The organism is Singulisphaera acidiphila DSM 18658 (genome assembly GCF_000242455.2).
Classification (GTDB): domain Bacteria; phylum Planctomycetota; class Planctomycetia; order Isosphaerales; family Isosphaeraceae; genus Singulisphaera; species Singulisphaera acidiphila.
This window is the reverse complement of record NC_019892.1, coordinates 1,447,651-1,474,555: the sequence shown is the minus strand read 5'-3', so window position 1 is coordinate 1,474,555 and position 26,905 is coordinate 1,447,651. Positions and strand designations below refer to the sequence as shown.

General features: G+C 63.8%; 19 protein-coding genes. 5 read left to right on the top strand and 14 right to left on the bottom strand.

What is annotated here, in order from left to right:
* Positions 1–328: 328 nt before the first annotated feature.
* On the top strand, positions 329–1,060 hold the full coding sequence (locus SINAC_RS05715) for a CvpA family protein (RefSeq protein ID WP_015244736.1): 732 nt from the start codon (positions 329–331) through the stop codon (positions 1,058–1,060).
* 92 nt (positions 1,061–1,152) lie between these two features.
* On the top strand, positions 1,153–3,129 hold the full coding sequence (locus SINAC_RS05710; RefSeq protein WP_015244735.1) for a DUF6798 domain-containing protein: 1,977 nt from the start codon (positions 1,153–1,155) through the stop codon (positions 3,127–3,129).
* Here the strand turns inward: SINAC_RS05710 and glyA are convergent.
* From glyA to prfB, 3 genes are all read right to left on the bottom strand, one after another.
* Complete coding sequence (glyA, locus tag SINAC_RS05705) at positions 3,118–4,368, bottom strand: serine hydroxymethyltransferase (RefSeq protein ID WP_015244734.1); 1,251 nt, start codon at positions 4,366–4,368, stop codon at positions 3,118–3,120. The two genes, SINAC_RS05710 and glyA, sit on opposite strands and share 12 nt — an antisense overlap.
* A 298-nt stretch (positions 4,369–4,666) precedes the next feature.
* Positions 4,667–5,320: a hypothetical protein gene (locus SINAC_RS05700; protein ID WP_015244733.1), complete on the bottom strand. Its 654-nt coding sequence runs from the start codon at positions 5,318–5,320 to the stop codon at positions 4,667–4,669.
* A protein-coding gene (gene prfB, locus SINAC_RS05695; RefSeq protein ID WP_015244732.1) for a peptide chain release factor 2 occupies positions 5,317–6,430 on the bottom strand; the annotation gives its coding sequence in 2 pieces (ribosomal slippage) (positions 5,317–6,366 and positions 6,368–6,430; 1,113 coding nt in all). Before prfB ends, SINAC_RS05700 begins: the two co-directional genes overlap by 4 nt.
* 115 nt (positions 6,431–6,545) lie before the next feature.
* Between prfB and gluQRS the strand changes: the two genes are divergently transcribed.
* A complete protein-coding gene (gluQRS, locus tag SINAC_RS05690) occupies positions 6,546–7,610 on the top strand; it encodes a tRNA glutamyl-Q(34) synthetase GluQRS (RefSeq protein WP_015244731.1) in 1,065 nt (354 codons plus the stop codon).
* A 177-nt stretch (positions 7,611–7,787) separates the two neighbouring features.
* Here gluQRS and SINAC_RS05685 read toward each other — a convergent pair whose 3' ends face one another.
* Complete coding sequence (locus SINAC_RS05685) at positions 7,788–9,116, bottom strand: MFS transporter (RefSeq protein WP_015244730.1); 1,329 nt, start codon at positions 9,114–9,116, stop codon at positions 7,788–7,790.
* A gap of 326 nt (positions 9,117–9,442) precedes the next feature.
* Here SINAC_RS05685 and SINAC_RS05680 point away from each other — a divergent pair, with 326 nt between their 5' ends.
* Positions 9,443–13,687 (top strand): serine/threonine-protein kinase, encoded by a 4,245-nt coding sequence (locus tag SINAC_RS05680; RefSeq protein ID WP_015244728.1) that lies wholly within the window; start codon positions 9,443–9,445, stop codon positions 13,685–13,687.
* Between the two features lie 53 nt (positions 13,688–13,740).
* On the opposite strand, the gene SINAC_RS05675 is transcribed toward SINAC_RS05680, so the two are convergent.
* The 7 genes from SINAC_RS05675 to hisB all read right to left on the bottom strand — a co-directional run bounded on the left by SINAC_RS05675 (position 13,741) and on the right by hisB (position 22,657).
* Positions 13,741–15,186 (bottom strand): ankyrin repeat domain-containing protein, encoded by a 1,446-nt coding sequence (locus SINAC_RS05675; RefSeq protein ID WP_015244727.1) that lies wholly within the window; start codon positions 15,184–15,186, stop codon positions 13,741–13,743.
* Positions 15,187–15,236: 50 nt separating this feature from the next.
* Positions 15,237–16,586: a DUF1552 domain-containing protein gene (locus SINAC_RS05670; RefSeq protein WP_015244726.1), complete on the bottom strand. Its 1,350-nt coding sequence runs from the start codon at positions 16,584–16,586 to the stop codon at positions 15,237–15,239.
* On the bottom strand, positions 16,583–18,961 hold the full coding sequence (locus SINAC_RS05665; RefSeq protein WP_015244725.1) for a DUF1592 domain-containing protein: 2,379 nt from the start codon (positions 18,959–18,961) through the stop codon (positions 16,583–16,585). The genes SINAC_RS05670 and SINAC_RS05665 overlap by 4 nt, the downstream gene beginning before the upstream one ends.
* Before the next feature lie 167 nt (positions 18,962–19,128).
* Positions 19,129–20,634, bottom strand: a complete 1,506-nt coding sequence (locus SINAC_RS05660) for an amino acid permease (RefSeq protein ID WP_015244724.1) — start codon at positions 20,632–20,634, stop codon at positions 19,129–19,131.
* A 160-nt stretch (positions 20,635–20,794) separates the two neighbouring features.
* Entirely contained in the window at positions 20,795–20,938 is a 144-nt protein-coding gene (locus tag SINAC_RS39660) for a hypothetical protein (protein ID WP_015244723.1), read from the bottom strand.
* A complete protein-coding gene (locus SINAC_RS05655; protein WP_015244722.1) occupies positions 20,925–21,986 on the bottom strand; it encodes a lysylphosphatidylglycerol synthase transmembrane domain-containing protein in 1,062 nt (353 codons plus the stop codon). The genes SINAC_RS39660 and SINAC_RS05655 overlap by 14 nt, the downstream gene beginning before the upstream one ends.
* A gap of 62 nt (positions 21,987–22,048) precedes the next feature.
* Positions 22,049–22,657 (bottom strand): imidazoleglycerol-phosphate dehydratase HisB, encoded by a 609-nt coding sequence (gene hisB / locus SINAC_RS05650; protein WP_015244721.1) that lies wholly within the window; start codon positions 22,655–22,657, stop codon positions 22,049–22,051.
* A gap of 216 nt (positions 22,658–22,873) precedes the next feature.
* On the opposite strand from hisB, the gene SINAC_RS41780 reads away from it, so the two are divergent.
* Positions 22,874–23,644, top strand: a complete 771-nt coding sequence (locus tag SINAC_RS41780) for a DUF1559 family PulG-like putative transporter (protein WP_015244720.1) — start codon at positions 22,874–22,876, stop codon at positions 23,642–23,644.
* 146 nt (positions 23,645–23,790) lie between these two features.
* On the opposite strand, the gene hisC is transcribed toward SINAC_RS41780, so the two are convergent.
* The 3 genes from hisC to hisD all read right to left on the bottom strand — a co-directional run bounded on the left by hisC (position 23,791) and on the right by hisD (position 26,812).
* Entirely contained in the window at positions 23,791–24,858 is a 1,068-nt protein-coding gene (hisC, locus tag SINAC_RS05635; RefSeq protein ID WP_015244719.1) for a histidinol-phosphate transaminase, read from the bottom strand.
* Positions 24,855–25,370 carry a GNAT family N-acetyltransferase gene (locus tag SINAC_RS05630; protein ID WP_020465843.1) on the bottom strand — a complete coding sequence of 172 codons (516 nt, stop codon included), beginning with the start codon at positions 25,368–25,370 and terminating at the stop codon, positions 24,855–24,857. Before SINAC_RS05630 ends, hisC begins: the two co-directional genes overlap by 4 nt.
* Positions 25,371–25,438: 68 nt before the next feature.
* Complete coding sequence (gene hisD, locus SINAC_RS05625) at positions 25,439–26,812, bottom strand: histidinol dehydrogenase (protein WP_015244717.1); 1,374 nt, start codon at positions 26,810–26,812, stop codon at positions 25,439–25,441.
* Positions 26,813–26,905 lie beyond the last annotated feature (93 nt).

Sequence of the window (26,905 nt, the reverse complement as noted above, 5' to 3'; positions counted from 1 at the left end):
CATTCGTTAACGCCGAAGGTTGAGCCATAAAACTCAACCTTCGGCCCAGCCGTACTCGTATTGCCGGATGCATGGCGATTGCGGCGAAGGGCCCAACTTTTGCTTCTCTTTCGCTCAAGTGAAAAGGGGGCACGGACGACATGCCCTTTTGTTCAGGAAAACCAGGGAAGGATTTGACGCGGACGGAATCCGCACGAATGATTGAAGGTCGGACTGCGCCGGAGCCGATGAAAATGATACGTCATGCTGATTCCGGTCAAGAATCGGGGTCGGCCGACGAATTCATGAGAAGGCAACCTGACGGCGCAACCGAGTGAGGTGAGACATCATGGGATTGGATCTGGCTCTGGGAGGGCTCGTGCTGGTCATGGCCATCCGAGGCTGGCTCAAGGGCTTCCTCCTTCAGGCGATCCGCCTGGCGGGGTTGGTCCTCTGCGTTTACGCGGCCGACCCGGTTCGCGATCAAATCAAGCCCCGAGTGATCGGCCATCTGCCCACGATTCGGCCGGAACTCATCGATCGGATGCTCTGGTGGTCGGCGGCCGTGGCTTCGTATCTGATCCTGGTCGGACTGGCCACGCTGGCCGTGAAGCTTTATCGACGCCAGCCTTACGGCATGGATGAACCCCGCCGAGGCGACCAGTTCGCCGGCTCTTTGCTTGGCATTGCCAAGGCCCTGGTCATCGCCACGTTCCTGGTCGCCGGGGTCGAGAAGTACGCGGTCGCTCACCTCAAGTCGGTCCCCTGGGCCCAGCAGCAGGTGGAGACGTCGCGCTCGATGGCCTTGAACGCGCAGTATCATCCGGTCCCGCGCATCTGGGCGGCCCCACCGGTTCAACACTTCGTGAGGCACGTGCAGCGGATGGGCCTGAACCATTCGGAAGAAACGGAACTGCCCCAGGAAGCGACCCCGCCGGTTCGCACAGCGAGCCGAACCCCTCAGCTTCAACTGAGCACTCCGGATCAGGCCGACCTTGACCCGTCCCGCCTCGATGCCGAAGTCGCCGACGCAATCGAGACGATCCGGCAAGAACTGCTCAAGGCCGAACGCCCTCACTAACGAACTGGCGTTGACCGAACGAGCAGGCTCCGGCACACTCCCCCCCGACCGTCGGTCCGACCAACCGGGCGGGCGGGGGAGAGACGCCGCGCATGCTGGAACTCAAGAATGATTCGCCGGGCCTCCCACGATGGCTCGCCTACATCCTCATCTTCGGCCTCTTCTTGACCTTGCGGGGTTATCACAGCCGGGACGGCGATCAGGCGTATCGGCTCCCCTTGCTCCTTCACCAGCAAGATGCAGGGGTGTTCACCGACGACCCGTTCGTGCGTGCCTTCGACACATTCAACCCCCATCGCGGCTACCTCACCCTGCTCAACCTTGCGAGTCGCCCGCTCGGCCTGTCGACCGGCCTGGCCGCCCTGTTCGCCCTCACGTTCGCACTGACCTGCCTGGGGCTCGATCGGCTCGCACGTGCGGTCTGGCCCGAGTCAGGGCCCAACGTGGGAATCGTGGCGGTCGTCTTGGTTCTGATCGCCAAGGCGGGGAACGTCGGCACGAACCACCTGTTCGAAGCGATGCTCCTCGACCGCCTGATCGGATTCGCCCTCGGCTGGCTTGCGCTGGCAGTAGCGGTCGAAGACCCAGGACGAGGCTGGCGAACCGCCGCGCCGCTTCTCGGCCTGGCCATGTTGATCCATCCCTCCGTCGGCCTGCAACTCGCCATGTTGCTTGGAGCAGGATGGGTGGGTTGGGCATTCTGCTCGACCAGGGCGTGCGTATCAAAGGGGGTGGCATTGCGTGGGCTGGCTGCGCTCGGGTTGGCGGTTGGGCCCGGCCTCCTGATGAATCTGGGGCAAGGCTCGAAACTCTTCGCCGGGTTGCCGACCGAGGACTTCCGCCTCTTGAGCGTTGAGCTTCAGGGCCCCCAGCACATGCTTCCTCATCTCTGGCGGACCCCGCAGTGGCTCGCCTGGAGCTGTTACATCGTTTTGGCCCTTTTGGCATTCCTGCAATCGCGACGGCCAGAAGGTACAAACCAAACGACAACGAGTGCGCCGGCGGCTCGATTCCGACTGGCCATTTTGCTGGGGATCAACCTGCTTGGGCTGGCGCTCGCCTGGGTGGCGGTGGAAGGGTTCCAAGACTTACGCGCCACGCTCTTCCAGCCGTTCCGGATGGCGACCGTCTTTCGAGGACTGGCGCTCGTTGCGCTTTCCGGACATCTGCTGGAACTCTGGCGACGAGGGACTTGGGCCGATCGCAGTCGGGCGACCCTCTTGACGGTGGGCCTGGCGGGGGACTGGGCGTTCGTCGTCGCCACGCTCGTGGAAGTCGCCTGCGCGGCCCTCGAGCGATCGCCGATTCGACCGGCAGTTCGCCTCGCTCTCGCCGGGGCCGGGTTGGGTTGGGGACTGATCTTTCTCTCGCGGCACGACACGGAATCCGGGCACTTGCCGCTGTTCGCGGCCCTCACCGCCTTGACGGTGCTGACACTCGTCTTCCGGGGCCGCTCGCTGGCCTGGAATCGGCGGCGGATCGTCTGGGCACTCGCGGGCTCGTGGGCCGTGCCGCTCCTTGCCCTGGGCGCGACCGGGGAAGCGATGCGCGGTCAGGCCTGGGCGACGTCCCTCGTGGACCGTTGCCGATTCGCGGCCGTGCCGGTGGATGACGTCGAGCGGCTGGCGGTCTGGTGCCGTGATCACACCCCGCGCTCGGCTCGGTTCATCGGACCGCCCGGTCCCAAGACGTTCCGGCTCTGGTCGCTGCGCAGCCTGGCCTTCAACCGAGCCGCCAGCCCATATCATGCGGAGGGACTTGCCGATTGGTCGGCCCGATTCCGCGACCACGTCGGCTTCGACGGACCGGACTCGAAGTTCGTGCGTGCCTATCTGACGGATCGCCACGGCCTCGAGCGCCGCTATCAGGAGATGGGCGACGCCGAACGGGCCCGGCTCGCGACCCGCCAGGGGGCCTCGCACATCGTGGCCGCGGCCCCTTCGGGCCGGGCGACGATGGCAAGTGACGGGCCGTTGGAACTGTTGCACGTCGAGGGACGCTACGCCGTCTACCGGGTGCGTCCCTCCTCCTCCGATCCTCAGGTCACGCTTCGCGACTCAGCGCCCTAGAGCAGCGGCCGGAACCGGATAGTCGCGGGCGAACTCCTCGATCTCACCGCTCACGCGCTTGGCGACCGCCTCATCGTCGGGGGCAGCCAGAACAGTGATGATCCAGGCGGCAACCTGGCGGATCGCATCCTCGCGCATCCCACGGGTGGTGAGGGCAGGGGTCCCCACCCGGACACCGCTCGGGTCCATCGGCTTGCGCTTGTCGAACGGGATCAGGTTCTTGTTGACCGTGATCCCCGCGCGACCGAGTGCAGCCTCACCAATCTTGCCCGTCAGACCCTTCGAGGTCATGTCGATCAAGATCAAGTGATTATCCGTGCCTCCCGAGACGAGCCGGAACCCCGCGCGGGTCAATTCTTCGGCCAAGGTATTGGCGTTGGCGATCACCTGGGCGGCGTACGTCTTGAACTCGGGTTTGAGCGCTTCGCCGAAGCAGACCGCCTTGCCCGCGATCACGTGCATGAGCGGCCCCCCTTGCAAGCCGGGGAAAACGGCCGAGTCAAGCTTCTTCGCCCGTTCCTCCTTGCAAAGCACAACCCCTCCGCGCGGCCCGCGCAGAGTCTTGTGGGTGGTCGTCGTCACGAAGTCGGCCACGGGCACGGGATTCGGGTGCAGGCCGGCCGCCACCAGACCGGCGATGTGGGCCATGTCCACGAAGAAGGTCGCCCCGATCTCGCGGGCCACCTCGGCGATCCGCTCGAACTCGATGATCCGAGGATAGGCGCTGGCGCCGGCCAGGATGAGCTTCGGCTTGTGCTCGCGAGCCAAAGACGCGAGCCGGTCGTAGTCGATTCGCTCGGTCTTGGGATCGACCCCGTAGCCGATCGTCGGATACCACCGCCCGGAGAAGTTGAGCTTCATACCGTGCGTGAGGTGCCCCCCCTGGGCCAGATCCATCGCGAGAACGGAGTCGCCGATCTCGAGCGAAGCGTAGTAGACCGCCTGGTTGGCCGAGGCGCCGGAGTGAGGCTGGACGTTGGCGTGCTCTGAGCCGAAGAGCGACTTGACTCGGTCGATCGCGAGCCGCTCGACCTGGTCGACGTACTGGCAGCCGCCGTAGTAACGACGACCCGGCAGCCCTTCGGCATATTTGTTCGTAAGGACCGAGCCCACAGCTTCCATCACCGCGGCACTCGTGTAGTTCTCCGAAGCGATCAGCTCGAGCTCGTCGCGCTGGCGGCGTTCTTCGGAGAGAATCGAGTCAAAGACTTCCGGATCTTGATTCTTGAGGATGTCCATGCGACGGCTCCAAGGCGACGGACGACATTTGATCGCGTCGGCTACTGAGAGGCAGAGAAGGAATGTTCGCGAAGACGCTTCAGATCGGCGGGTTCTTCGCAGCCCCGAAGGGGCGACCGTCAGAGCGAGCCTCTCGCAATGGACGGTCGCCCCTTCGAGGCTGCGAAGAACCTTGGGGTTGGTGTTTGACTCGTTCCCAGGGGCTTGCGCCCCTGGCTAGGAACGGTCGCCCCTTCGGGGCTGAAAAATACTAATATGACTTTCCTGGCCTCCTGAAAACCGAGCAATAAGCGATGAGTCAGCCAGGCGCCGCGGGCGACCATCTCCAGCGATAGAGCAACCTCTGGGTGCGCTCCGTCGGAACAATCCGAGCCAGAGCCTGAACGCGAGAAGCGCGCCGGCCGGCCTCGGACAGCGAGACGGACGCGGGATCGTCGGCTGCGAACTCGAGGCGCCCCGCGCCGAGGGCGTCCCCTTCCCAGGCGATTCGCCCGGTCCCAGCATCAATCAGGTCGCTTGAGCCGAGCCGGACGAGGTACATCGCCCCCAGGGTGACGACCGGTTCCCGGCAACGATCGGCGACGTCAAACTCGATCGTGACCCCTTCCGCATCGAGCCGCGCGGTCACGACCGCCGAAAAATGATGGGGGGTTGATTGACCAGTCAAAAGCAGACAGATGCCATCAGGCACCGCGTGCTCTTGCACCTCCTGATAGGCCGGGCTGACCACCCGCGTTCGATCGTCGCGGTCGGGGTCCCCCTCGACAACCTCGGCCAACGTCTCCGTCAAGGGAGACCGGCTCTCAGGGCCGACCGCAAGTGCATGCGACCAGCGCTCGCCAACCCGGAAGAAAGACAATCGAAAACCGAGGGCGGCGATCGTTCGCCGGTCCTCGGTTTCGACGTAGGTCAGTCCGGTCTGAGCCACGGACGGAAGCGAATCGCCACTCACGACGGCTTCGCCTCACCCTTGGCAAGCTTCATCCTGAGGTAAGCCTCGATGAAGCCATCAATGTTACCGTCCAGGACGGAGCGCGGGTTGCCAACCTCGTGGCTGGTCCGCAAGTCCTTGACGAGCTGGTAGGGCTGCAAGACATAGGAGCGGATCTGGCTGCCGAAGCTGATTTCCCCCTTCTCGTCGTACTTCTTGGCGAAATCGGCCTCGCGCTTCTCCTCTTCCAAGCGAACGAGCTTGGCCTTGAGCTGAGCCAGAGCGTTGGCGTCGTTCTTGTGCTGCGACCGCTCACTTCGCGACTCGGCGGCGACCCCCGTCGGCAGGTGCGTGTAACGCACGCCCGACTCGGTCTTGTTCTGGTGCTGACCACCAGGCCCACCCGAGCGAAACACGTCGCGCTTCAGCTCATCGTCGCGAAGGACGATGTCGATCGTGTCGTCGACTTCCGGCAGGATGTCGACCGAGGCGAATGAGGTCTGCCGACGACCGGCCGAATCGTAAGGACTGATCCGGACGAGACGATGGACCCCGGTCTCGCACTTGAGGTAACCGTAGGCGTACTCACCTTTGATGTGGATCGTCGCCACCTGGATACCAGCCGCGCCACCATCTTCACGGTCAGTGATCTGCGCCGAGAATTTCTTCGATTCCGCCCACATAAGGTACATGCGCAGAATCATCTCGGCCCAGTCGCACGCCTCGGTGCCACCGGCCCCGGCATGGATCGTGACGAAGGCATTGCAGTGGTCGTTGGGCCCCGAGAGCATCGAACGGAGCTCGAAGTTCTCGAAGTCGAGGAGGGCCTTCTTGGCGCCACTTCGAATTTCTTCGTCGAAGTCGTCGCCCCCATCCTCTTCAGCCAGTTCAATCAAGGCCTCAAGGTCGTCGGACTCGCGGCCGAGTTCCTCGAACGGCTTCAGGACGGCATTGAGGGTCTGCAGCTCGAGAATGACCCCTTTGGCTTTCTCTTGGTCATTCCAGAATGAGGAGCTCGCCATCTCCTCCTCGAGCGCTTCGCGGCGGGACTGCTTGTCGCCCAAGTCAAAGAGAGTCTCGAAGATGAACGATTCGATCAATCACACTCTTCGCAGTCTTCTTCAGCTCCATATCCACGGCGCATGACTCCCCAGAGCGACCACTTCCGATACAATCGACGAAGAAGGCCGACAAGCCGGCATCCCCCCGAAACTCAATTAGACCCGATCGCCGGTCCGACGACCAGATGAACCTCAATCCGACCGTGTTAACGTTGATGCACGCCCCACCGCAAGACTCCACCCGCATTGTTGGCCGATTGGCCCCCTCGCCGACAGGCGGGTTGCACCTCGGGCACGCCCGAACGTTCCTGGTCGCCTGGCTGGCAGCGCGGAGCGCGGGGGGCAAAGTCCTCCTCCGGGTCGAGGATCTCGACAACTCGCGGAGCCGCACCGAGGCCAAGGACGGCGCATTCGTCGACCTCCGCTGGCTCGGACTCGACTGGGATGAGGGGCCCGACCTCGGCGGCCCCTCCGCCCCCTACACACAATCCGAACGTTACGAAACGTATCAGAGCGTCCTCGGCCAACTGAAGCAGGCCGACATGGTCTATCCGTGCACCTGTACGCGGGCCGATATCCTCAAGGCGGCGTCCGCCCCTCATTCCGAGGATGAAGGCCTCGTCTACCCAGGGACCTGCGCCGGGCGGTCGGCCCGCGACGCCCTCGCCTTGGTCGACCGCCCGTTCGCCTGGCGATTTCGCGTCCCGGCCGCGCCGGTCGCCTGGAACGACCTTTTCCGAGGGCCGATGTCGATCGAGGCAGTCCGGCTTGGAGGCGACTTCGTCGTGGCCCGATCGCCGGCCGGGATGTCGTACCAGCTTGCCGTTGTCACCGACGACGCGCTGATGGGGATCAACCAGGTGATCCGCGGTGACGACCTGGTACCGAGCACACCCAGGCAGATCTTGCTCTACCGGAGCCTCGGCTGGGCCCCTCCTCAATTCGGCCACATCCCTTTGACCGTCGGCCCCGACGGCCGCCGCCTCGCCAAACGCGATGGCTCGATCAAGCTCGCGACCTTGCGTAACGCCGGTGTCGATCCCAACCAGCTTGTCGGCCAGCTCGCCCTCTCATGCGGCTGGACCGACAAGGTCGTCCCCTCGACGCCCGGCGACTGGATCGGGCGATTCCGAATTTCGGATCTTCCGCCTGCCCCGTGGGTCGTCGCACCCGAGTGGATCGACGGATCAGCGACGATGAACCAGCCAACCGCCCCCGCATCAGGGACGAAAGGTGAGCGGGGAGCGTAAGCTCCCTGTCTTTGCTCTGCAGGATGAAAACCACAGGGATCTTGAAATCAACCCCATTGAAAAGCGGGCGGGTCGCCCGCGGTCCCAGGGTTACAATCTCAAGGCCGACGCGATCCGTCTCATTAATTCGAAAATCAGCAAATCATTAAAAACAGATCGTTTTCACGATTTCAAAATTCATTCAGGCAGGTCCGCCCCACGCGTTTCCGGAGCGAAAACCAGGAGAACAAGGCCGACCAGAAACAGGCTGGCCATCGCGACGACGCCGTAACGGAAATCAAACCGACTGCCAAGCACACCCCGGGCGATGAGGAAGACTGCCGCGACCAAGCGCCCGAGGTTGAAGCAGAAGCTCGACCCGGTCGCCCGCAGCCGAGTTGGGAAGAGCTCGGGGAAATAGATCGCGTAGCCGGCGTGCATCCCAACGACGAAGAAGGCCATCGTCGGCAGAAGCATGAGCGTTTGCGCGTAGGTGCGCGCCCCGAGAAAGGTAAGGGGCACGAGGACGAGCGCCCCCAGGTGATAGGCGACGAACGCAAACCGACGGCCTCGCCAGTTGGCCACGGGAGCGAAGCAGAGTAAGCCGAGCAGTCCCCCCGTGAAGTTCATCAAGAGGTAGGCGAGGCTGGCCGACTTCTGCCGGTCCTCGGCGGAGACCTCGGGGCCAAGGACGTCGGCCACCAGTTCCGGAGCCCAGGCGTAGATTCCCCAGTAAGTCGCCAGGCCGACCGCCGCCAGGCCCAGACCGAGTAAGGCACGAGACCGCCACCGCCGGTCGCCGAGCAACTCGCGCAAGCTGCCGAGGGCCTGGGCTGGCTCATGAGACTCGCCCGCGAGTGCGTCGTCCCCCCCGGGTGCGGGCGACTTGTCGGCGGCTTGCTTCACTTTCTCCCACCGCTCCGGCTCCTTGAGGCTCGCCCGGATCCAGACGATGAGAAGCGCGGGGGCCAGGCCCACGAGGAATCCCCACCGCCAGGCTCCAGGCCCGACCACAAGCCAACCCGTCAGCGAGGCCAAGGCCGCGCCCAGGACACTCGACGCATGAAAAATTCCCGAGGCGAACGCACGAGCGCGAGGTGGAAACGTCTCGGCGACCAGGGCTGCCGCCACAGCCCATTCGCCGCCGGTCCCCAGCGCCACGAGGAACCGCAAGGCGTCGACCTCCCAGACCGACCGCGCGAAGAACGTCAGGGCCGAGAAGAGCGAGTAGACGAGAATCGTCAACGACATGACCCGGACCCGGCCGATCCGATCGCCCAGCATCGCAAAGCCAAGTCCACCAACCGCGCCGCCGACCAAAAAGAGCGCGAACGCGACGTCGCCGTGCCGGCTCACGGAAGCGCTGTGCTCTCCGACCAGTTCCCGCAACATCGGTGTCTTATAGATCGTGAAGAGCTGCCCTTCGTAAACGTCGAAGATCCAACCCGCCGAGGCAATCGCCAACACCATCCACTGGGACGCCGTGATGCCGGCGTACCAGCGTGCGGAATGGTTTAACTCATTCATGGAATCGCCTCGTAAACGAGAGTAACGGTCACGATGACCAATGGCTGGCCGACACGATCGAGCCGGAATGAGACGATCAATGTGGATAGAGGATAAAGATCGATCCCGACACGTGCCAGCGGGTCCCCCTCGTGAAGAGCCACAAAATTCATCTAGGCATGCTAATTCCTTTGCCCGAATAGTAAGAAAAGTCGTGGATGGGGCCAGCGCCCCGGGAGTATGATGAGGAGGGTCTTCCTCGCGACCGGTGGTTTCCCCTTTTTTTTGATTGAAAAGGTCGGCCCGCCTGGAGGACGGACCGAGGGGCCTTGGTACGAGACGAATCCATGGGCAAACCGACCGGAGAGGGGCCGCCTCTCGATGACGATCCGACCTTGAGCGCAAACGCGCCTCGCGGCCTGATCGATTCACTCCTCGACGATCAGCAGCGTCGTTGGGAGCGAGGCGAGCCTTTTCTTGTGGGGGACTATCTCGAGCACCACCCCACACTCAAGGCGAACCCTGAGGGGCTGGTCCATCTGATCGCCAACGAAGTCCGGCTCCGCGAACAACGAGGCGAGACGCCCGAACCGGCCGAGTACGCGGAACAGTTCCCGACTCTGGCCGCGTCGATTCTCGGTCGGCTCGCCCCCGGTCTCGCGACGGAGTCGAAAACACACTCGGTGCTCGTGACGGTTCCCCCCACTCCGCCTCCATCGGCGCGCTCGGGAGTCGCCGATCTCGATCCCTCCTGGCCGGTTCTACCCGACTACGACATCTCCGGGATGCTCGGCCGGGGCGGGATGGGGGTCGTCTACCGTGCCTACGACCGCAAGCGCGGAGCCAAGGTGGCACTCAAGACCGTACAGAGGGCCGGCCCCTCGGCGCTCTACCGCTTCAAGCAGGAATTCCGCACCCTCCTCGACGTCAGCCACCCGAACCTGGTCAACCTCTACGAGCTCGTCTCTGACGGAGACAACTGGTTCTTCACGATGGAGCTCGTCGAAGGCGTCGATTTCCTCGAATATGTCCGCGAAGGGGGAGGACCAGGGGGCGAGAGCGCCAGGGAGCTTCAGCGGATCCTCTCGACCGAGGCCGACACAGAACTCCAGGAAACGCGACCGCCAGATCGTCATGCGGCCATAGTCTCTCTGGCGGTCGACGCGAGTCGCGACCCGTCCGGGCCCGGATCAACCACCGGCCTGAGTACAGCCCAGCGGAACCGGCTCCGGATGGCGCTCAAGCAACTCGCGGAAGGAGTCGCGGCGCTCCACGAAGCGGGCAAGCTTCATCGCGACATCAAACCTTCAAACGTGATGGTGACCCGATCGGGCCGAGTCGTCCTGCTCGACTTCGGACTCGCCGCAGAGCAAGGGCGGGGGGGCTTGCACCAGAGCACCGCGGATGAGGTGGTCGGAACCGCAGCCTACATGGCCCCCGAACAGGCGGCCGGCACGCCGGTCTCTCCCGCGAGCGACTGGTACAGCGTCGGTGTCATGCTCTACGAAGCCCTCACGGGCCGCTTGCCGTTCGTTGGCGGTTATATGCAAGTCCTCATGGACAAGCAACGTTATGAACCCCCGCCCCCCTGCGAGCTGGTCGCCGACGTTCCCGACGACCTCAACGCGCTCTGCGTCGACCTGCTCCGCCAGCGCTCCGAGGCCAGGCCTTCGGGGCGTGACGTGCTCCGCCGGCTCGGGGCCGTGCTCGTCGGCCATGAAGGCAAGCCGTCGTCGCGCTCTTCGCTCGAGCACCTCGCTCCATTGATCGGACGCGAAAGACACCGCGAATCGTTGCGCGAAGCGTTCGAGGCGATGAGCGACGGGAACACGGTGCTCCTCTTCGTGAGCGGCCGATCGGGGGTGGGCAAGAGCGTCCTGGTTCAGCGGTTCCTGACCGACCTCATCGAGCACGGCGAGGCCGTGGTGCTGGCGGGTCGGTGCTACGAACGCGAGTCGGTACCGTACAAGGCGCTCGACAGCCTGATCGACGCCTTGAGCCGTTATCTCCGGCTCTTACCGATTGCCGAGGCCAAAGCACTCCTGCCGCGTGACGTGCCTCCGCTGACGCGCGTCTTCCCCGTGCTCCGGCGAGCTCAAGCGGTATCGGAGGCCGAGATCGACGCCCCTCGCCGCGCCCACGAGATCCCCGAACCCCAGGAACTCCGCCGTCGCGCCTTCATCGCGCTCCGCGAGTTGCTCGCCCGACTCGGCGACCGGAAACCGCTGGTCCTGGCGATCGACGACCTGCAGTGGGGCGACGTCGACAGTGCAGCCTTACTCTCCGAGCTCCTCCGGCCGCCCGATCCCCCGGTGCTCCTGCTGCTAGCGAGCTACCGGAGCGAGGACGCCACCTCCAGCCCGTTCCTCCAAGCCTTCCACAAGTCGGACGGTCTACCGCTCGATCGCCGCGAACTGGCCATCGAAGCACTCTCGCCGAGCGAGGCCCGCGACCTCGCCCTGGCGCTGCTCGGTTCCGAGGCGAACGTTGGGAACGGACAGGCCGATGCGATCGCCCGCGAATCTGGCGGCAACCCGCTCTTCGTCGCCGAGCTGGCGCGGCATGTCCAGGTCGAGGCCGACCCCACGCACGGTTCCCGCCCGTCCGGAGGGATCACTCTCGACGAGGTTCTCTGGCGGCGAATCTCCCGCTTGCCCGACGACGCCAGGCGACTCCTCGAAGTCATCGCAGTCTCCAGCCGGCCGCTTCGGCAGGCAGACGCCTGCCAGTGCGCGGAACGGCTTGAGGACGAGCGTGGGGCGATGGGAGTACTCCGGTCGGGCCGCTTGATTCGAGGCGCCGGTCCGACGACCGGTGAAGAGGTCGAAACGTATCACGACCGGATTCGCGAGACGGTTCTGGCGCACCTGCCGCCGACCGTCTTGAGCAATCACCATCGTCGGCTGGCGCGAGTGCTCGAAGCCTCGGGGCAGGCCGACCCCGAGGCCCTGGGCGTTCACTTCCACGGGGCAGGGGAGTTGGAGAAGGCAGGACGCGCCTATTTCCAGGCCGCCGGACGGGCCGCCGAAACCCTCGCCTTCGAGCGTGCGGCGGCGCTCTACCGCCTCTCGCTCGAGTGCCGCCCGCTCGAAGGGGCCGAGCGCCGCGCCCTCCAAGGGCGCCTCGGCGACGCCCTGGCCAACGCCGGCCGCGGGGCCGAGGCCGCTCGCGAGTACCTCGCGGCAGCCTCGGGCGCCACGATCGCCGAGGCTCTCGAACTCCAGCGTCGCGCCGCGATGCAGTTCTTGATCAGCGGCCACGTCGACGACGGGCTTGCCGCGATCCGGACCGTGCTCGAAGCGGTCGGCATGACCCTGCCGAGCACCCCGCGTCAGGCGCTCATCTCGTTCCTGATCCGCCGCGTCCGGCTCCGGCTCCGTGGCCTCGGCTTCCGGAAACGCGACACCAGCGAGGTTGCCGCGGCCGACCTGACCCGGATCGACGTCTGCTGGTCGGCCGCGGCCGGTCTGAGCGTCGTCGATACGATCCGAGGGGCCGACTTCCAGGCCCGTGGCCTTTTGCTCGCCCTGCGCGCGGGCGAGCCGTTCCGAATCGCCCGGTCGCTCGCCATGGAAGCGGCCCAGGCCGCGATGCCAGGGGTCAGCGCCAAGCGCAGGACCGCACGACTGCTCGCCAAGGCCGCAACCCTCGCCGAGCAATGCGACAACCCCCACGCCCTGGGCCTGGTGACCCTGGCGCGTGGCGTGTCCGCCTACCTGGAAGGCCGCTGGCGAGACGCCCAGGAGTCAAGCGACGCCGGCGAAGGGATCCTCCGCGACCGTTGCCAAGGGGTCGCCTGGGAACTCGACACCGCCCACGCCTTCTCGCTCTGGTCCTTGTCCCACCTGGGGGAGATCGGCGAACTCAACCGCCGCTGGCCGGTCTTGCTCAAGGAGGCACGCGAACGAGGCGACCTCTATGCGGTCATGAACCTGAGTACCTACATCATGGCGATGGTCCGGCTCGCGGCGGACAGCCCCATCGAAGCCCGAGAAGAATTACTCCGGACGATGTCGCAATGGTCCCGGCAAGGGTATCACGTCCAACACAACGACGAACTCTGGGCGGCCGCTCTCATCGAACTCTACCGAGGTGACGGCCCCGCAGCCTGGAAGCTCATCAGCGGACAGTGGCCCGCGCTGGCACGCTCGCTTTTACTGCGGGTCCAGTTCATCCGAACCTCCATGTACTTCCTCCGCGCTCGTTGCGCCCTCGCAGCCGCCATATCCCCAGCCACAACATCGGCCGCACTGCTGCTCAAGGTTGCCGCGCGCGATGCGCGTCACCTCGAGCGAGAGAAGATTCCGTACGCAAAGCCGTATTCCCGCCTGATCCGCGCCGGGATCGCCGCAGCCCAAGGCAACCTCAATACCGCCAGAGCAGGGCTAGCCGACGCCGCAACGGGCTTTGACTCGGTCAAGATGCAACTCTGCGCCGCGTCGGCCCGCCGCGCCCTGGGTGAACTCATTGGTGGCGACGAGGGGCAGGCCCTCCTCAGTCATTCCGACGCCTGGATGACCGGCCAAGGGATTCGCAATCCCGCCAGGATGGCGGCCATGTATGTGACCGGGTTCCCGTCGCCGAACTCTTGAGGGCATCCGCGATCCCAAGAGGGGAGACCCTACGTTGGAATGCCGCGTTGAGGCTACGGCGAAACGCCAGCGGCGAGCATCACGCGATGGATTGCGGCGATCGTTTCCGCCGAAGGCTTGAAGTTGCCGGGTCGATACCCCTCCGCAATCAAGAGTGGCGTCCACCCATACTGATTCTTTCGATTCCAGACATCGATCTTCGCCCCCTTGTCGGCGAGGAACGGCACGACCTTGGGGAGGCTCTTGTAGGCAGCCCCATGCATGACGGTTTCGCCGTTGTCGTCGACCGCATTCACATCCCCGCCGAGTTCCAAAGCCAGCGCCACGGCCTCGAGCACTTCGGGCTCGGTTCCGGCCTCTTCGCCGGGAGCAAGTGTTCCCACTCCGGCCGCCGCCATCAGCGGCGTACAGTGCTCGGCATTCGCCAGCAGTGGGTCGGCGCCCAACGCAACGAGCGTCTTCATGAGCGGAACATCGGCAGTCACAGCTGCCAACAAGAAAGGCGAGGCCCCGACTTTGCTGAGGATGCCTCGTCCCGATGCGCCCTTCTTGAGTCGTAGGTTCACGTCGGCCCCGTGCGCAACCAGCTTTTTGACGAACTCAAGACTGCTCAGATTGCCGGACCCGGTGGGAGCAGGGTCGCCATCGTCGCCGTCACCCCGACTCGGTTTGCGGACCCAGGTGATCGTGTGGAGCGCGGTGAAGCCCGACCGTTGGTCATTCGGATCAGCGCCCGCCTCCAACAGGGTAACCGCAAGCTCGAAATGGCCGTTCTCCACGGCCAGGATCAATGGGCTCGTCCCCTTGCTGGGCGCCTTACCGGAAGACTTACGGGCCTGCATGGCCTCGTTCACGTTGGCCCCTGCCTTCAGCAAGACCCGAACCACGTCCGTCCGGCCTTCACGGACGGCAAAGAACAAGGGCGTGAACCCGGAGGGCAACGCGGTGCGGAAATCAGCCCCCGCCTCGAGCAGCGCTTCCACAACCGCCACATGACCGTCGGCCGCCGCCCACATCAGGGCCGTCTGTCCCCGCCTTTCCTTGGCGTTGACGTCGGCTCCCCGAGCGAGCAACGCTTTCACAGGGCCAAGCTTTCCCGTCCGCGCGGCGGTCATCAAAGCTGTTTCGTTGCCGCGAAGTGCCGTGTTCGGATCGGCGCCGGCGTCGAGCAACAACGCGACCATCGCCACCGCTCCATTGGTGCAGGCCAGCGAGAGGGGGGTCACGCCATAGCGGTTCGCGGCTTTCACGTTGGCCTTGGCGTGCACCAAGAGCTGCGCCGTCTCCAAATCATCGTGATAGGCCGCCCAGTGCAAGGCCGTCATGCCATCGACCTGGGCTTGATTCAGGTCGACGCGATCCTCGACGAGAACGCGAATGCGTGCCCGATCGACCTGTTCCGCGGCATCCGCCAACGGCGCAACCGTTCCAGCAGCGAACGCGCGGGCGGCAACCAGCCAGAGCACCAATCCGAATGCGCCGAATCGTTTCAGACCCATCGCGATGGCCCCCGAATCGCGTGCACGCTCTTACACACAATGATTCATTTCTACAAAGAAAGCGGATCGAACAGTTCGTCGACCTTACCCTGGCTATCGGCGAACGCATCGAGCCGGACACCGACTTTTTCGAGCAGTGTCAGGTGGAGGTTGGCGAGTGGCGTCGGCTTCTCGTACCGGATGTGACGCCCACCCCCCATTTTTCCGGCGGCCCCTCCGGCCACAAGGATCGGCAGGTTCGTATGGTCGTGGACGTTGGGATTGCCCATCCCGCTGCCATAGAGGTAGAGCGAATGGTCCAGGAGCGAGCCGTTCCCCTCCGGCGTGGCCTTCAACTTCGCGAGGAACTCCGCGAACAGCGACACGTGGAACTGATTGATCTTGGCGACCTTGGCGATCTTTTCAGGATCATTGCCGTGATGTGTGAGCGGGTGATGCGGGTCGGACACGCCGATCTCAGGGTAGGCCCGCGTGCTCGTTTCGCGAGCGAGTTGGAACGTGATCACACGGGTGACATCCCCCTGGAGCGCCAGCACCTGCAAGTCGAACATCAACCGCGCATGATCGGCGTAGGAGGCCGGCACGCCTACCGGGCGATCGAGATCGGGCAGCTTGTTGTCCGCCGTGTCGGCCTCAGCCTTCTGAATCCGGCGCTCCACTTCGCGGACGGTCTCCAGGTACTGGCTGACCTTGGCGCGATCGGCCGGGCCAAGTTGGTTTTTCAGGCGAGCCATCTCCTCAGTGACCGAATCGAGCAGGCTGGCTCGCTTCCGAAGCGCGGCGCAACGATCCGCGATGCTCCCCCCATCGCCGAACAGCCGCTCGAAAACGATCCGCGGATGGGCCTCGGCCGGTAGCGGCGTCGTTGGCGATGACCACGAGAGATTGTTCTGATAAACGCAGGCGTAGCCGTTATCGCACTGACCGACCGTCGCGAGGAGATCCATCGCCAGTTCCAGCGACGGAAGTTGCGTCTCCTGCCCGATCTGCTTCGCGGCGATCTGGTCGACCGTCGTACCAAGGTAGTAGTCGGTGCTCTCCGTCCAACGCGCCCGGGCCGCGCTCAGGAAGGCGGCATTGGAGGTCGCGTGCGTGCCGGGATAGGCGTTCTGCAACTCCAGGTTGGTGATCGCCGTGACATGGTCCTTGACCGACGCCAGCGGGCTGAGGGTCGGCGAGAGCTCATCGAGCCGGTTCGCGCCGGGAGGCGTCCAGCGGGTCACGTCGCAACCCATCGGCATGTAAACAAAACCGAGGCGACGAAGCCGAGCAGGATCGGCCGGCGTCTTGGCCAGGGCGGTCATTGAGGGGATCATCGCATCCAGCAAGGGCAACGCCAAGGTGGTCCCCAACCCTCGCAAGAACAGCCGTCGCGGCAAGGACTTCTTCATGACAATCATTCGGATTTCCTCATCTGAAACGGTGTGCTGGTTGCGATCCCCATAATCAGCGAAGAGAAGCGGTAATCTTCCGCCCGCGCATCACGGACGATCTTCCGGATCGCTGGGGCGTCAAACGACTCAACGCCTCGCCCAAGAGCGAACGTCAGCAGCTTCTCCGCCAAGGTGCCGACGAACAGTTCCGGACGATTCCGCAAGGCGTGCTCGAGCCCGGTCACTCCCACAAACTGGCTGCCGTCGGGAAGGCCCCCGCTCGCGTCGGTGGGCTTGCCTTCCTCGACGGTTCGCCAGCGACCGACCGCGTCATAGTTCTCGAGCGAGAAGCCGACCGGATCCATGAGGTTATGACAACTCGCGCAGGCAACATTGGCGCGATGCTCGGCCAGTCGCTCGCGGACCGAGAGGGTCGACGAGACGGTATTATCCTTCAGCGCCGGCACGTTCGCGGGGGGTGGCGGGATAGGTGTCCCGAGGATGTTTTCGAGGATCCACTTGCCGCGAATCACAGGCGAGGTCCGGGTGGCGTAGGACGTCACCGTCAGAATGCTCCCCTGGCGAAGCAAGCCGCCCCGCACACTCTCCTCGTCCAGCGCAACGCGACGGAACCGGCTGCCATAGATGTGAGGAATTCCATAGTGCTTGGCGAGGCGTTCGTTCAAGAACGCGGCATCCGCTTTGAGCAAGTCGAGCACGCTCCGATCCTCGCGCAGAACGGTCTCGAACAGAAGCTCCGTTTCCTGCCGAAAGGCCTGCCGCAGATTGTCGTCGAAGTCGGGGAACAGTCGCAGGTCGGGAGTGATCGCATCCAGGTTGCGCAGGTGCAGCCACTGGCTCGCAAAGTTGCTCACCAACGTTCGCGAACGGGAATCGAGCAGCATGCGCCGCACCTGCCGTTCAAGCACGGCGGGCTTGCCAAGCTCGCCTCGAATCGCCAGGTCGAGTAGCTCGTCGTCCGGAAGACTGCTCCAGAGGAAAAACGAGAGGCGGGACGCCAGTTCGAGATCGCTCACGCGATAGGCTGTCTTCGGCGCCACGTCGGCCGGGTCCTGTTCGACGCGGAACAGGAAATGTGGACTCACAAGGACCGCGCTCAGGGCCATTTCGATCCCTTCGTCGAAATCGCCCTCCGCACGACCTTGTCGATAAAACGCCAATGGCTTTTCCAGATCTACGTCCGTCACAGGCCGCCGATAGGCCCGGCGCATCAGCGTGGCAAGAATCCGCTTGGCGCAGTCTTCCTCTTCACCCGGCTTCGTCGGGCGGCACAGAAAGATCCGGCGACGGCTGAGCGTGTCGCCAACCGCGGTCGCCGCATAAGGGCCGGTGATCGAGACCTGATAGAGGGCCGGCGACAGGCGAGGATGCCGGTGCATGTTGAAGTGAGCTTGGTAAGGTTGGCGTTTGGTTTCCAGCAACGAGGAAGGGTTCTTCAGAAAGGTCACGCCGAGTTTGTGCGGACCGGCCGTCACCGGAACCTGGATCTTGAGCCCTTCGTCAACGGCCTGATGGTCCTTCCCCCCCGGAGGCGGCGTGACGGTGAACAACCCGACTCGCTCGCGATCCAGAAGCACTTCCAATTCATGCGGCTCACGCAAACCCTCGACTTGCTCGTTGCGGTCCCGCGCCAGCCGGAGTTGGATCTCGTACTCACCGCTCTGCGGAAACGAATAGGGAATCAATGCCCCGCCGCGCGTCCCGATCGGCAGCCCGTCGACGTGTTCTTCTTGAGTGAGGTCCGCGCGAATCCGGATCGTATCGCCGCCGGGAGTGCGCCGAGGGCTCCCGACGGCCAAGCGGCTGATCTTTTGCGATGCGGTGATCGCGCGATCCAATAGCGTCGGCGAGAGATCGCCCACTGTCACATTGTCAAATCCATGACTGGATTCATCAGGAGGGAGGAGCGCCGTGGCATCAACCTCAAGCGCCAAGAGATCGCGGATCGCATTCTGGTATTCGGTTCGATTGAGCCGCCGGAACGTGCCCGTTCTTCCTGGATTGGGGTGCTCGGCCGCCGCGCGGTCGAGCATACTTTCCAGCGAGGCGATGACCGCGTCGTAGTTGCCCTCCTCCGGCCTCGCCTTTTTCGGCGGTGGCATCTGACGAGCGACCAGCTTCCGGACGACCGCTTCCCAGACCTTCGGGTGCTGCGTGATGTCTTCCGAACTGATGGAGTCGAGATCCAGCCCCGCCGTCTTGGCTTCGCTGTTGTGGCAGTCGACGCAGTACCGATTGACAAACCGATCGAGACCCGCGCGATCCGGCGAAGGTGAAGAGGTTCGATCGGCTTGCGATTGGGCCGCGCACACCCCATTGAAACCGCCAGCGACGAACAGAATCAGCGTCCAGCCCCGGATCCACCTTGCCCAGCGATTCATGCGAGGAGTCTCCCTCAGCGAATCACATCAACCCCATCATCATGATGACTTCCGCACGGGGAAAAGCCACAGGTTTATCAAAGGCTTGATGATTGGCCCCGCCCCAACGCCATGGCGGCACCAATCATCAGAAAAGAAGGAAATCGCGAAGCTCATCCGAACGAGCCTCAGACCTCGATCTGCACGTCTTCCTGGGGGAGCTGCGGCCGTCCCAGCTTGGTGTGGTATCGGCTGTAGGCGAAGTAAATGACCAGGCCAATCGAGAGCCAGACGATCAGGCGGATCCAGTTATCGCGGCCAAGCGAGAACATCAGGCCGCCGTTGACCAAAATACCCATCGCGGCGATCAAAGGCAGGGCGGGAACCCGGAACGGCCGATGGATTTCCGGGTTCTTATAACGGAGGACCCAGACGGCCGCACAGACGATCACAAAGGCGAATAGGGTCCCGACGCTCACCAAGTCGGCCAGGAAGTTCAAGGGAACGAAGGCGGCGCCCAAGGCCACGACCAGACCGACCAGCATCGTGGACTTCCAGGGCGTCTTGAACCGGGGATGAACGGCTGCAAAGAATCCCTCGGGGAGCATGCCGTCGCGCGCCATCGCCATCAAGATCCGCGGCTGGCTCAAGTTCCCAACCAAGAGCGAACTGGTCAGGCCCGCGAGGATCCCCATGGTGATCAGACCGGTGGCGAAGGTCAGCCCTTTCTGGCGGAACGCCGCAGCGAGGGGGGCGGCAACGTCGATCGAGCGGTAGGAGACCATCCCGGTCAGGATCGCCGCGACCGCGATGTAAAGCGTGCTGCAAATCAAGAGCGAGCACATGATGCCGATCGCCAGGTCGCGCTGGGGATTGCGTGCTTCCTCGGCGTGGGTGGATATGGAGTCGAAACCGATGTAGGCGAAGAAGATTCGAGCGGCCCCCTCGGCCACTCCGGTCCACCCTTTCTCTTCGTGCAAGAACGGCCGCCAGTTGCTCGGATCGACGTAGACCGCTCCCACCCCGATGATCGTCAGGATGACGCCGATGTTTAGCAGCACCATCGCCGCGTTGAACCCTGCACTCTCGCGCACGCCCACCACCAATACCGCGGTGATGATCGCGACAATCCCGATCGCGGGCAGGTTGAGCCAGGCGTTGACTGCGTCTCCCGAAGCGAGCGTCACCGTATTGAAGAAGAACTGGCCGGTCTTGAGGTCATAGTCCCACGGCGGAGACAGCAGCCTCGGGTCGATCTGGATGTGGAGCATGTGCCGGGTGAACTCGACAAAGTAGTTCGACCAACCATTGGCAACAGCGGCCGACCCGATCGCATACTCGAGCACCAGATCCCAGCCGATGATCCAGGCAACCAGCTCGCCAAGCGTTGCATAAGCATACGTGTAAGCGCTTCCAGCCACGGGAACCATGCTGGCCAGTTCGGAATAGCAGAGTGCGGCGAACCCGCAGCCGATCCCGGCCAGGAGGAACGAGAGCATGATCGAAGGGCCGGCGAAGTTGTGCGCGGCCGCGCCGGTCAGGACATAAATGCCCGCGCCAATCGTCGCACCAACACCCAGCGAAGTCAGAGCCACCGGCCCCAGCACGCGATGCAGCCGTTCGCCTCCCGACATCTCGGCGAGCAGCGTCGCGATCGGCTTTCTTGCAAACATGTTGGACGGCTGATGTCTCATCCTGAAGACCCTGTCGAGTCCACCTACCTCCCGGCCGGCGTACCACACCGCGCCACTGCAATACGGATGCCAACACTACGATAATCGGACTGCGCTGGCAAAGCCATTCCTGCTTGAATGCAAGGCCCAATCCGGGAGGATCACTTCACGCAAAGATCCATCAAAAGGGGGCAGCGACGAGGAGCCAGAAAAAAAAGAAGGTCTCCATCATCGTTCCCAAGGGCTTGCGCTCCTTCTTGGGACTGCAAAATTCGGGCTGATACTGGCAGGCATTCACCATCCAGCATGCGTCAGACCGGAACATTTCCTTCCTTGGTTTCTTCCGGGTCGAGTTCGCCTTCGAGGATTTCCTCCTCGAGATGCTCGGCCGTGTCGGACAGGCCGCGGACTTGCTTCAGGTTGGCCAGGTAGAAGCAGGCACTGACCAAAGCGCCGGCATACATCAAAACGCGAAAACCCATCATGGCCAGGTCGCCGTGAGGATGGTCGACGAGTTGGAAGAGTTGCTTGCTGACCCGTTCGGTCAGGCCGAGCGCTCCGAACGGGATCGGGACGGCCGTGGTGAACAAGGTCAAGGGGACCATCAAGAAGTGCTGCCCCAAGGAGGGAAGCTGCGTGACCGGGAAGATCGTCCGGCTGACCAAATAGAACGCCACGACGCTGAGGGCATGGTTGGTTGACGCCAGGACAAGCGCCCCCGCGACCACGCCGAGCTTCCGCCGGTAGGTGGACGACAGAGTTGACAGCTCTCTGAGGAGCAAGGCAATCCGGCCGTGCCCCTCGAGGAGGGCGGGAAAGCGCCGGGTCAACGCCTGACCGAAGATCGCCATCAGGCCCAGGAAACTGAGACCGAGAAAGGCCCAGACGATAACGATCAACCGTCGGATCGCCGTTCCGGCAAGCGGCCAGGCGATCGCCCCCGAAATGCCTGCCAGCACGAACAGCCCCATCAAGCCGAGGATCCGATCCAACACCATGGAGGCAACGGCCTGCGTCTTGTTGATCTTCATCCGGACGAGGTAAGCCGCCTTGATCAGGTCGCCTCCCACCGCCCCCGGGATCACCAGGTTGAAGACGTTGCCGATGTAGCCAAGCAAAACCGCGTCGCGCAGCCGAAACTTCGGCTCGATCACCCGAACGAGGAAGAACCAGCGGGTGAAGGTCAGCAGCAGCCCGAACATGTAGATCGCGAACGCCAAGACGATCACGCGCAGGTCGAGCTTCCGACTGAAGACCTCGCGAATCTCCTCACGGTTCTGCCAGATCACGCCCCCAAGGAGGCCGAACGCCAACAGGACCAAGGCCACATTGACCATTTTGGCGAGATAGGGATGCTTCGATGATTTCGACATAACTCAGGGCTCGCATAGGTCAGGACGGGTGAGCGGCGAGGAGATCGTTGGGTTCACCCCGATCAGAGCGATCCCTTGGTCGAGGGCACCCCATCACTTCGTGGGTCACGCTCGCAGGCCGACCGCAGCGAGCGGGCCAGGCCCTTGAAAATCGCTTCGCTGATGTGGTGGCTGTTTCGGCCATAATGAAGCAAGACGTGGAGATTCATCCGCCCTTGCGTGCAGACCGCCTGCCAGAAGTCGGCGACCAGTTCGCTGTCGAACGTGCCGATCTTGGGCGTAGGCATCGGCGCGTTCCAGACCCAGAACGGTCGGCCGCCAAGGTCGACCGCGCAGGTCGCGAGCGTCTCATCCATCGGCAGGACGATATGCCCGTAGCGGCGGATGCCCGCCCGATTCCCCAGCGCGCGATCGATCGCCTGTCCCAGGCAGATGCCAATATCCTCCGTCGTGTGGTGATCGTCGACCTGCAAGTCTCCCTTGCAGGTTACCGTCAGATCCATCAGCCCATGCCGCGCGTAAAGCTCGAGCATGTGATCGAGGAAGCCAACGCCCGTGGCCACCTCGGCACGGCCCGTTCCGTCCAGGTCCAAGGTCAGTCGAATGTCGGTCTCGCGGGTCTTGCGGACAATCTCTGCGGTGCGATTGGTCACGGCGTTCAACTCACTCAAGGCTCATGCTCCCCCTTCAGCCCTTTTTTTGAGGATTGCGCTCATCATCGCCCCCCCACTTTCGGGCCCAGCCGTTCACGTTAACAAAAAAAAGGGGGATTTGCCCGCTGTCCTCTTTCTTGTCCCAGCGAACGTCGAGTAACATGATTTTCAAAGTCGTAACACGGCGCCCCCCCCGCCTGCTTCGTGACTCCTTGACCATAAGGATGCTATCTCATGCTACGGGGCGGCCGTGCCGGGTTTACGCTGATCGAGCTCTTGGTGGTGATTGCGGTGATTGCGGTCTTGGTGGGTCTTTTGCTCCCTGCGGTTCAGGGTGCCCGTGAGGCGGCGCGGCGGATGGACTGTCAGAGTCATCTTCACCAGATCGGCCTGGGGGTCATGCAGTACTTCGACGACTGGAACGGCCAGTTCTTCCTGCATCACCCATTCGATGCCGACGTGAACTCGCAGGTCGACGCCGCCGACTCGTTTGCGGAGATCTACTGGGAAGACAAGATCATGCCGTACGTCAATCCGGCCTACGCCAACGACGCGATCGCCCGGGGGGGGACGCAAGTCGCCGACGAGAAGATCTTCCGCTGCCTCTCCGACATCTCTCGAGTCGCCCCATTCACCGATCCGGAGACCAAAGAGGTCGATGGACTGAGCCATCGAACAAGCTACCTGATGAACTCGCTCTTGAGTCACAAGACCCGGCGATTTGGCCGCTGGACCTTCCCGAGGTTTCAGTACGAGGTGGGCACCTCGAACTTCATCACGTTCAACGAACGGAACGCCGCAGTCTTCAGCGAAGAGCCAAGGCAGGACGACTACGATATCTGGGTCGGCACGATCACGCTCGACGACTGGATCGCCTGGAACCGGCATGGCAACGGGAACTGCCTCTATCTCGACGGCCACGTCAAATCGACCCCGAAGGCCGACGCCTATCTCGGCATGTTCCCGGGCGGACAGCCGTTCAAAAATCCCAGCTTTTATCCCTGAGTAGCGGTAGACCGCCGCGTGATGACGCGCAAGCCTATTGAAATCATTCTGGATTACCGAAGCAGGCTCGCAGCTCAGAACACAAGCGTTTTAAGCCTTTCCCTGAGCCCAAGAGCCCAGGGAAAGGGAAGTACGGAATTCACGGCTCAAGAGAACTTGCTGGCTGCCACGATCGGCCCCAGCGCCTCGAGGAGACGATCGATCTCGGCGTCAGTGCCCACGGTGATTCGCAGGCCGTCGGCGTGGCCGGGGTAACGCATCAGGCGGACGAGAATTTTCTGGGCCTTGAGAGCCTCATAAACCTCCGCAGCCGGGGGCCCGCCGGTGCACCAAACGAAGTTGGCCTGGCTCTCGGGCACCTGATAGCCAAAGGCGCGAACGGCTTCCGTCAGGCGGCGGCGAGTGGCGAGGATTTTTCCGCGGGTCTGGGCGAGGTAGTCGCGATCTTCGAGCGCGGCGAGGGCCCCGGCCAGACTCAGAGAATCGCAGTTGTACGAATCCTTCACCTTCACGAGCCCGGCAATGAGTTCGGGCCGCGCGATCAGGTAGCCGAGGCGGAGGCCGGCCAGGCTATACCCCTTGCTGAAGGTCCGCGTGACGATGACGTTCGGGTGACTGGCGACCAGGCTCACGCAGTCGGATGAAGCGAAATCGGCATACGCTTCGTCGACGACGAGCGGGCAGTCGAGCCGCTCGGCCAGGCGGGCGACCTGCTCGGGCGTGAGCGTCGTGCCCGACGGACTGTTCGGGTTGGCGACGAACGCGAGCTTCGTCCCCGGCAGGGCGAATGATGCAGGATCAAGCGACCAGTCAGATCCGAAAGGGACCTCGGCGACCCGGGCATCCTGGAGTTCGGCAAGGGTCCTGTAGAGGATGTAGCTCGGTGAGGGATAGACGAGCAGATCACCCGGTCCGACGAAGGCGCGGGTGATGATCGTGAGGAGGTCATCCGAGCCGTTGCCGGCCAGGATCATCTCGGGATCGACCCCGTGCCGCCGCGCCGCGGCCTGACGAAAGGCGGTCCCCATCGGGTCGGGGTAACGGCGGAGCCGATCGTCCAAGGTGGCGGCGATCGCCTCGAAGGCGCGAGGGGAGGGGGGGTACGGGTTCTCGTTCGTGTTGAGCTTGAGAACACCGGTATCGCGTGGTTGCTCGCCCGGCACGTAGCCGGCCATCCGATCGACGTGCGGGCGGAAAAAGGAGTCGCGGCTCATTCGGAGGTCATCCCGAAGCTGGAGGGGGAGAGGGCGGCCAGGCGGGCAAGCGGCTCTTCATGGAGCCGTTGCACGGTCCACTCGTCCATCGGCTCAGCCCCCAGGCTGCGGTAGAAGGCGATCGAGGGAGCGTTCCAGTCGAGGACCGACCACTCCACGCGGCCGCAGCCCCGCTCGACTGCGATCCGCGCCACGGTCGCCAGGAGTGCCTTACCGATCCCGCGATTGCGATGCGTTTCGCGAACGAAGATGTCTTCGAGATATAAACCGGGCTGCCCGCGAAACGTCGAGAACGTCGAAAAAAAGAGGGCGAACCCAACGGGCACACCGTCCTGCTCGGCGAGGATCGCCTCGGCGCTCGGTCGAGGCCCGAACAGGTGGGTACGGAGTGCGTCGGGGGTCGCTTGTGCAAACGCTTCGAGCTTCTCGTACACCGCCAGCTCACGGATCATCGCGACGAGAGTTTCGGCGTCGTCGGACCGGCAAGGACGGATCTTCACATTCAGACTCATCGTAAAAGCTTGGGCGTGTCAGGCACGCCATCCTTTGGTTTGGTGAGTTAGCCGGGAACAAACGGGCGTTACGGCTCTTGCCCCTCGTCCAGCCGCACGTCAACGCTGTAACGGTGGGCGGTCAGCCCTTCCTTGTCAGCGAGCAGGCGGACGTCGGGAGCAATCTGGGCCAGCCCTTCGCGGTTGACGTAAATCAGGCTTGTTCTCTTGAGGAAGTCGTTCGAGCAAAGGCCCGAGGCCCAGCGTGCGGTGCCCCCGGTGGGCAAGACGTGCGAGGGGCCGGCGGCATAGTCACCCACGGCGACCGGCGTGTCGTGCCCCAGGAAGATCGCCCCCGCGTTGGTGAGCCGCTCGGCCAGACGATCCGGGTCGGACGTCGAGACGTGCAAGTGCTCGGGAGCAATCAGGTTCGTCAAGGTCACAGCCTCGTCCTCGTCACGCACCAGGATGAGCGCTCCGAACCGCTCAAGGCTTTCGCGAGCCAGGTCGCCGCGACTCAACTGCTCGAGTTGCTTGACCAGGGCTTCGGCCACGCGCTCGATAAGGTCGGGCTCCCAGGTGATCAGGACACTGGCCCCCGGAGAATGTTCGGCCTGGCTGATCAGGTCGGCGGCAATGAAGCGAGGGTCGGCGGTCCAGTCGGCAATTAGGACGATCTCGCTCGGCCCGGCGATGCTGTCGATATCGACCTCGCCGTAGACCTGCCGCTTCGCAAGCGCGACGAACAAATTGCCGGGGCCGACGATCTTGTCGACAGCCGGAATCCCCTCCACGCCGTAGGCCATAGCGGCCACGGCCTGGGCGCCGCCGATCCGGTGGACCTCGGTCACCCCGAGCGCATGGCAGGCAGCCAGGAGGTCGGTGTTGTAGCCCCCGAACGGGGTCGGCGGAACGACCACGGCGATTTCCTCGACCCCCGCCGCCTGCGCGGGGACGACCGTCATGAGCAGCGAGGACGGATAGGCCGCCGCTCCCCCCGGGATGCAGACCCCCACCCGCTTGAGCGGACGATACCGCAGGCGGAGCTCGGAGTTGGGTCCTCGCCTCATCACCGCGTCGCGATTGAGAATACCCGACTGAAACGCCAGGATATTGTCGCGGACCCGGCGCAAGGTCCGCAAATAGGCCGGGTCGGCCGCGCGGAAGGCCTCGAGCATCTCGTCGCGCGAGACCCGGACCTCAGCCGGACTGAGCGTCACCCCGTCGAGCTTCGCCGTGTAATCGAGCACGGCGTCGAGCCCGCGATTTCGCACGCCGGCACAGATCCGCTCGATCACCTGCTGGGGCGTCAGCTCCTCGCCGAAGGCGGCCAACGTCCGTGCCCGCCCTTGCGGGCTGACCACGTTGCCATTGGGGCTCAGTTGCCTGCGCAATTCAAAGATCGCCTCGCGCGCATCGTCATTGGCGCAGTCGATCCGACAAATGTTCAAAGTCGTTGCCATCGGAGGAGGAATCTCCCAGGAGTCGAACGCGACCATTCTATCTCTCGAGGCAACCGGCCGCCTCTTCATTTTTTTGGAAGCCGATTTTCCGGC

Bases quoted from the DNA above. Each gene is read 5' to 3' on its own strand.
- SINAC_RS05685 (WP_015244730.1), bottom strand. From the start codon at position 9,116: ATGAATGAGTTAAACCATTCCGCACGCTGGTACGCCGGCATCACGGCG.
- SINAC_RS05680 (WP_015244728.1), top strand. From the start codon at position 9,443: ATGGGCAAACCGACCGGAGAGGGGCCGCCTCTCGATGACGATCCGACC.
- SINAC_RS05630 (WP_020465843.1), bottom strand. From the start codon at position 25,370: ATGAGTCTGAATGTGAAGATCCGTCCTTGCCGGTCCGACGACGCCGAA.
- hisD (WP_015244717.1), bottom strand. From the start codon at position 26,812: ATGGCAACGACTTTGAACATTTGTCGGATCGACTGCGCCAATGACGAT.
- SINAC_RS05655 (WP_015244722.1), bottom strand. From the start codon at position 21,986: ATGTCGAAATCATCGAAGCATCCCTATCTCGCCAAAATGGTCAATGTG.
- glyA (WP_015244734.1), bottom strand. From the start codon at position 4,368: ATGGACATCCTCAAGAATCAAGATCCGGAAGTCTTTGACTCGATTCTC.
- SINAC_RS05660 (WP_015244724.1), bottom strand. From the start codon at position 20,634: ATGAGACATCAGCCGTCCAACATGTTTGCAAGAAAGCCGATCGCGACG.
- SINAC_RS05675 (WP_015244727.1), bottom strand. From the start codon at position 15,186: ATGGGTCTGAAACGATTCGGCGCATTCGGATTGGTGCTCTGGCTGGTT.
- SINAC_RS39660 (WP_015244723.1), bottom strand. From the start codon at position 20,938: ATGTTCCGGTCTGACGCATGCTGGATGGTGAATGCCTGCCAGTATCAG.
- SINAC_RS05710 (WP_015244735.1), top strand. From the start codon at position 1,153: ATGCTGGAACTCAAGAATGATTCGCCGGGCCTCCCACGATGGCTCGCC.
- SINAC_RS41780 (WP_015244720.1), top strand. From the start codon at position 22,874: ATGCTACGGGGCGGCCGTGCCGGGTTTACGCTGATCGAGCTCTTGGTG.
- gluQRS (WP_015244731.1), top strand. From the start codon at position 6,546: ATGAACCTCAATCCGACCGTGTTAACGTTGATGCACGCCCCACCGCAA.
- hisC (WP_015244719.1), bottom strand. From the start codon at position 24,858: ATGAGCCGCGACTCCTTTTTCCGCCCGCACGTCGATCGGATGGCCGGC.
- SINAC_RS05715 (WP_015244736.1), top strand. From the start codon at position 329: ATGGGATTGGATCTGGCTCTGGGAGGGCTCGTGCTGGTCATGGCCATC.
- SINAC_RS05665 (WP_015244725.1), bottom strand. From the start codon at position 18,961: ATGAATCGCTGGGCAAGGTGGATCCGGGGCTGGACGCTGATTCTGTTC.
- SINAC_RS05670 (WP_015244726.1), bottom strand. From the start codon at position 16,586: ATGATTGTCATGAAGAAGTCCTTGCCGCGACGGCTGTTCTTGCGAGGG.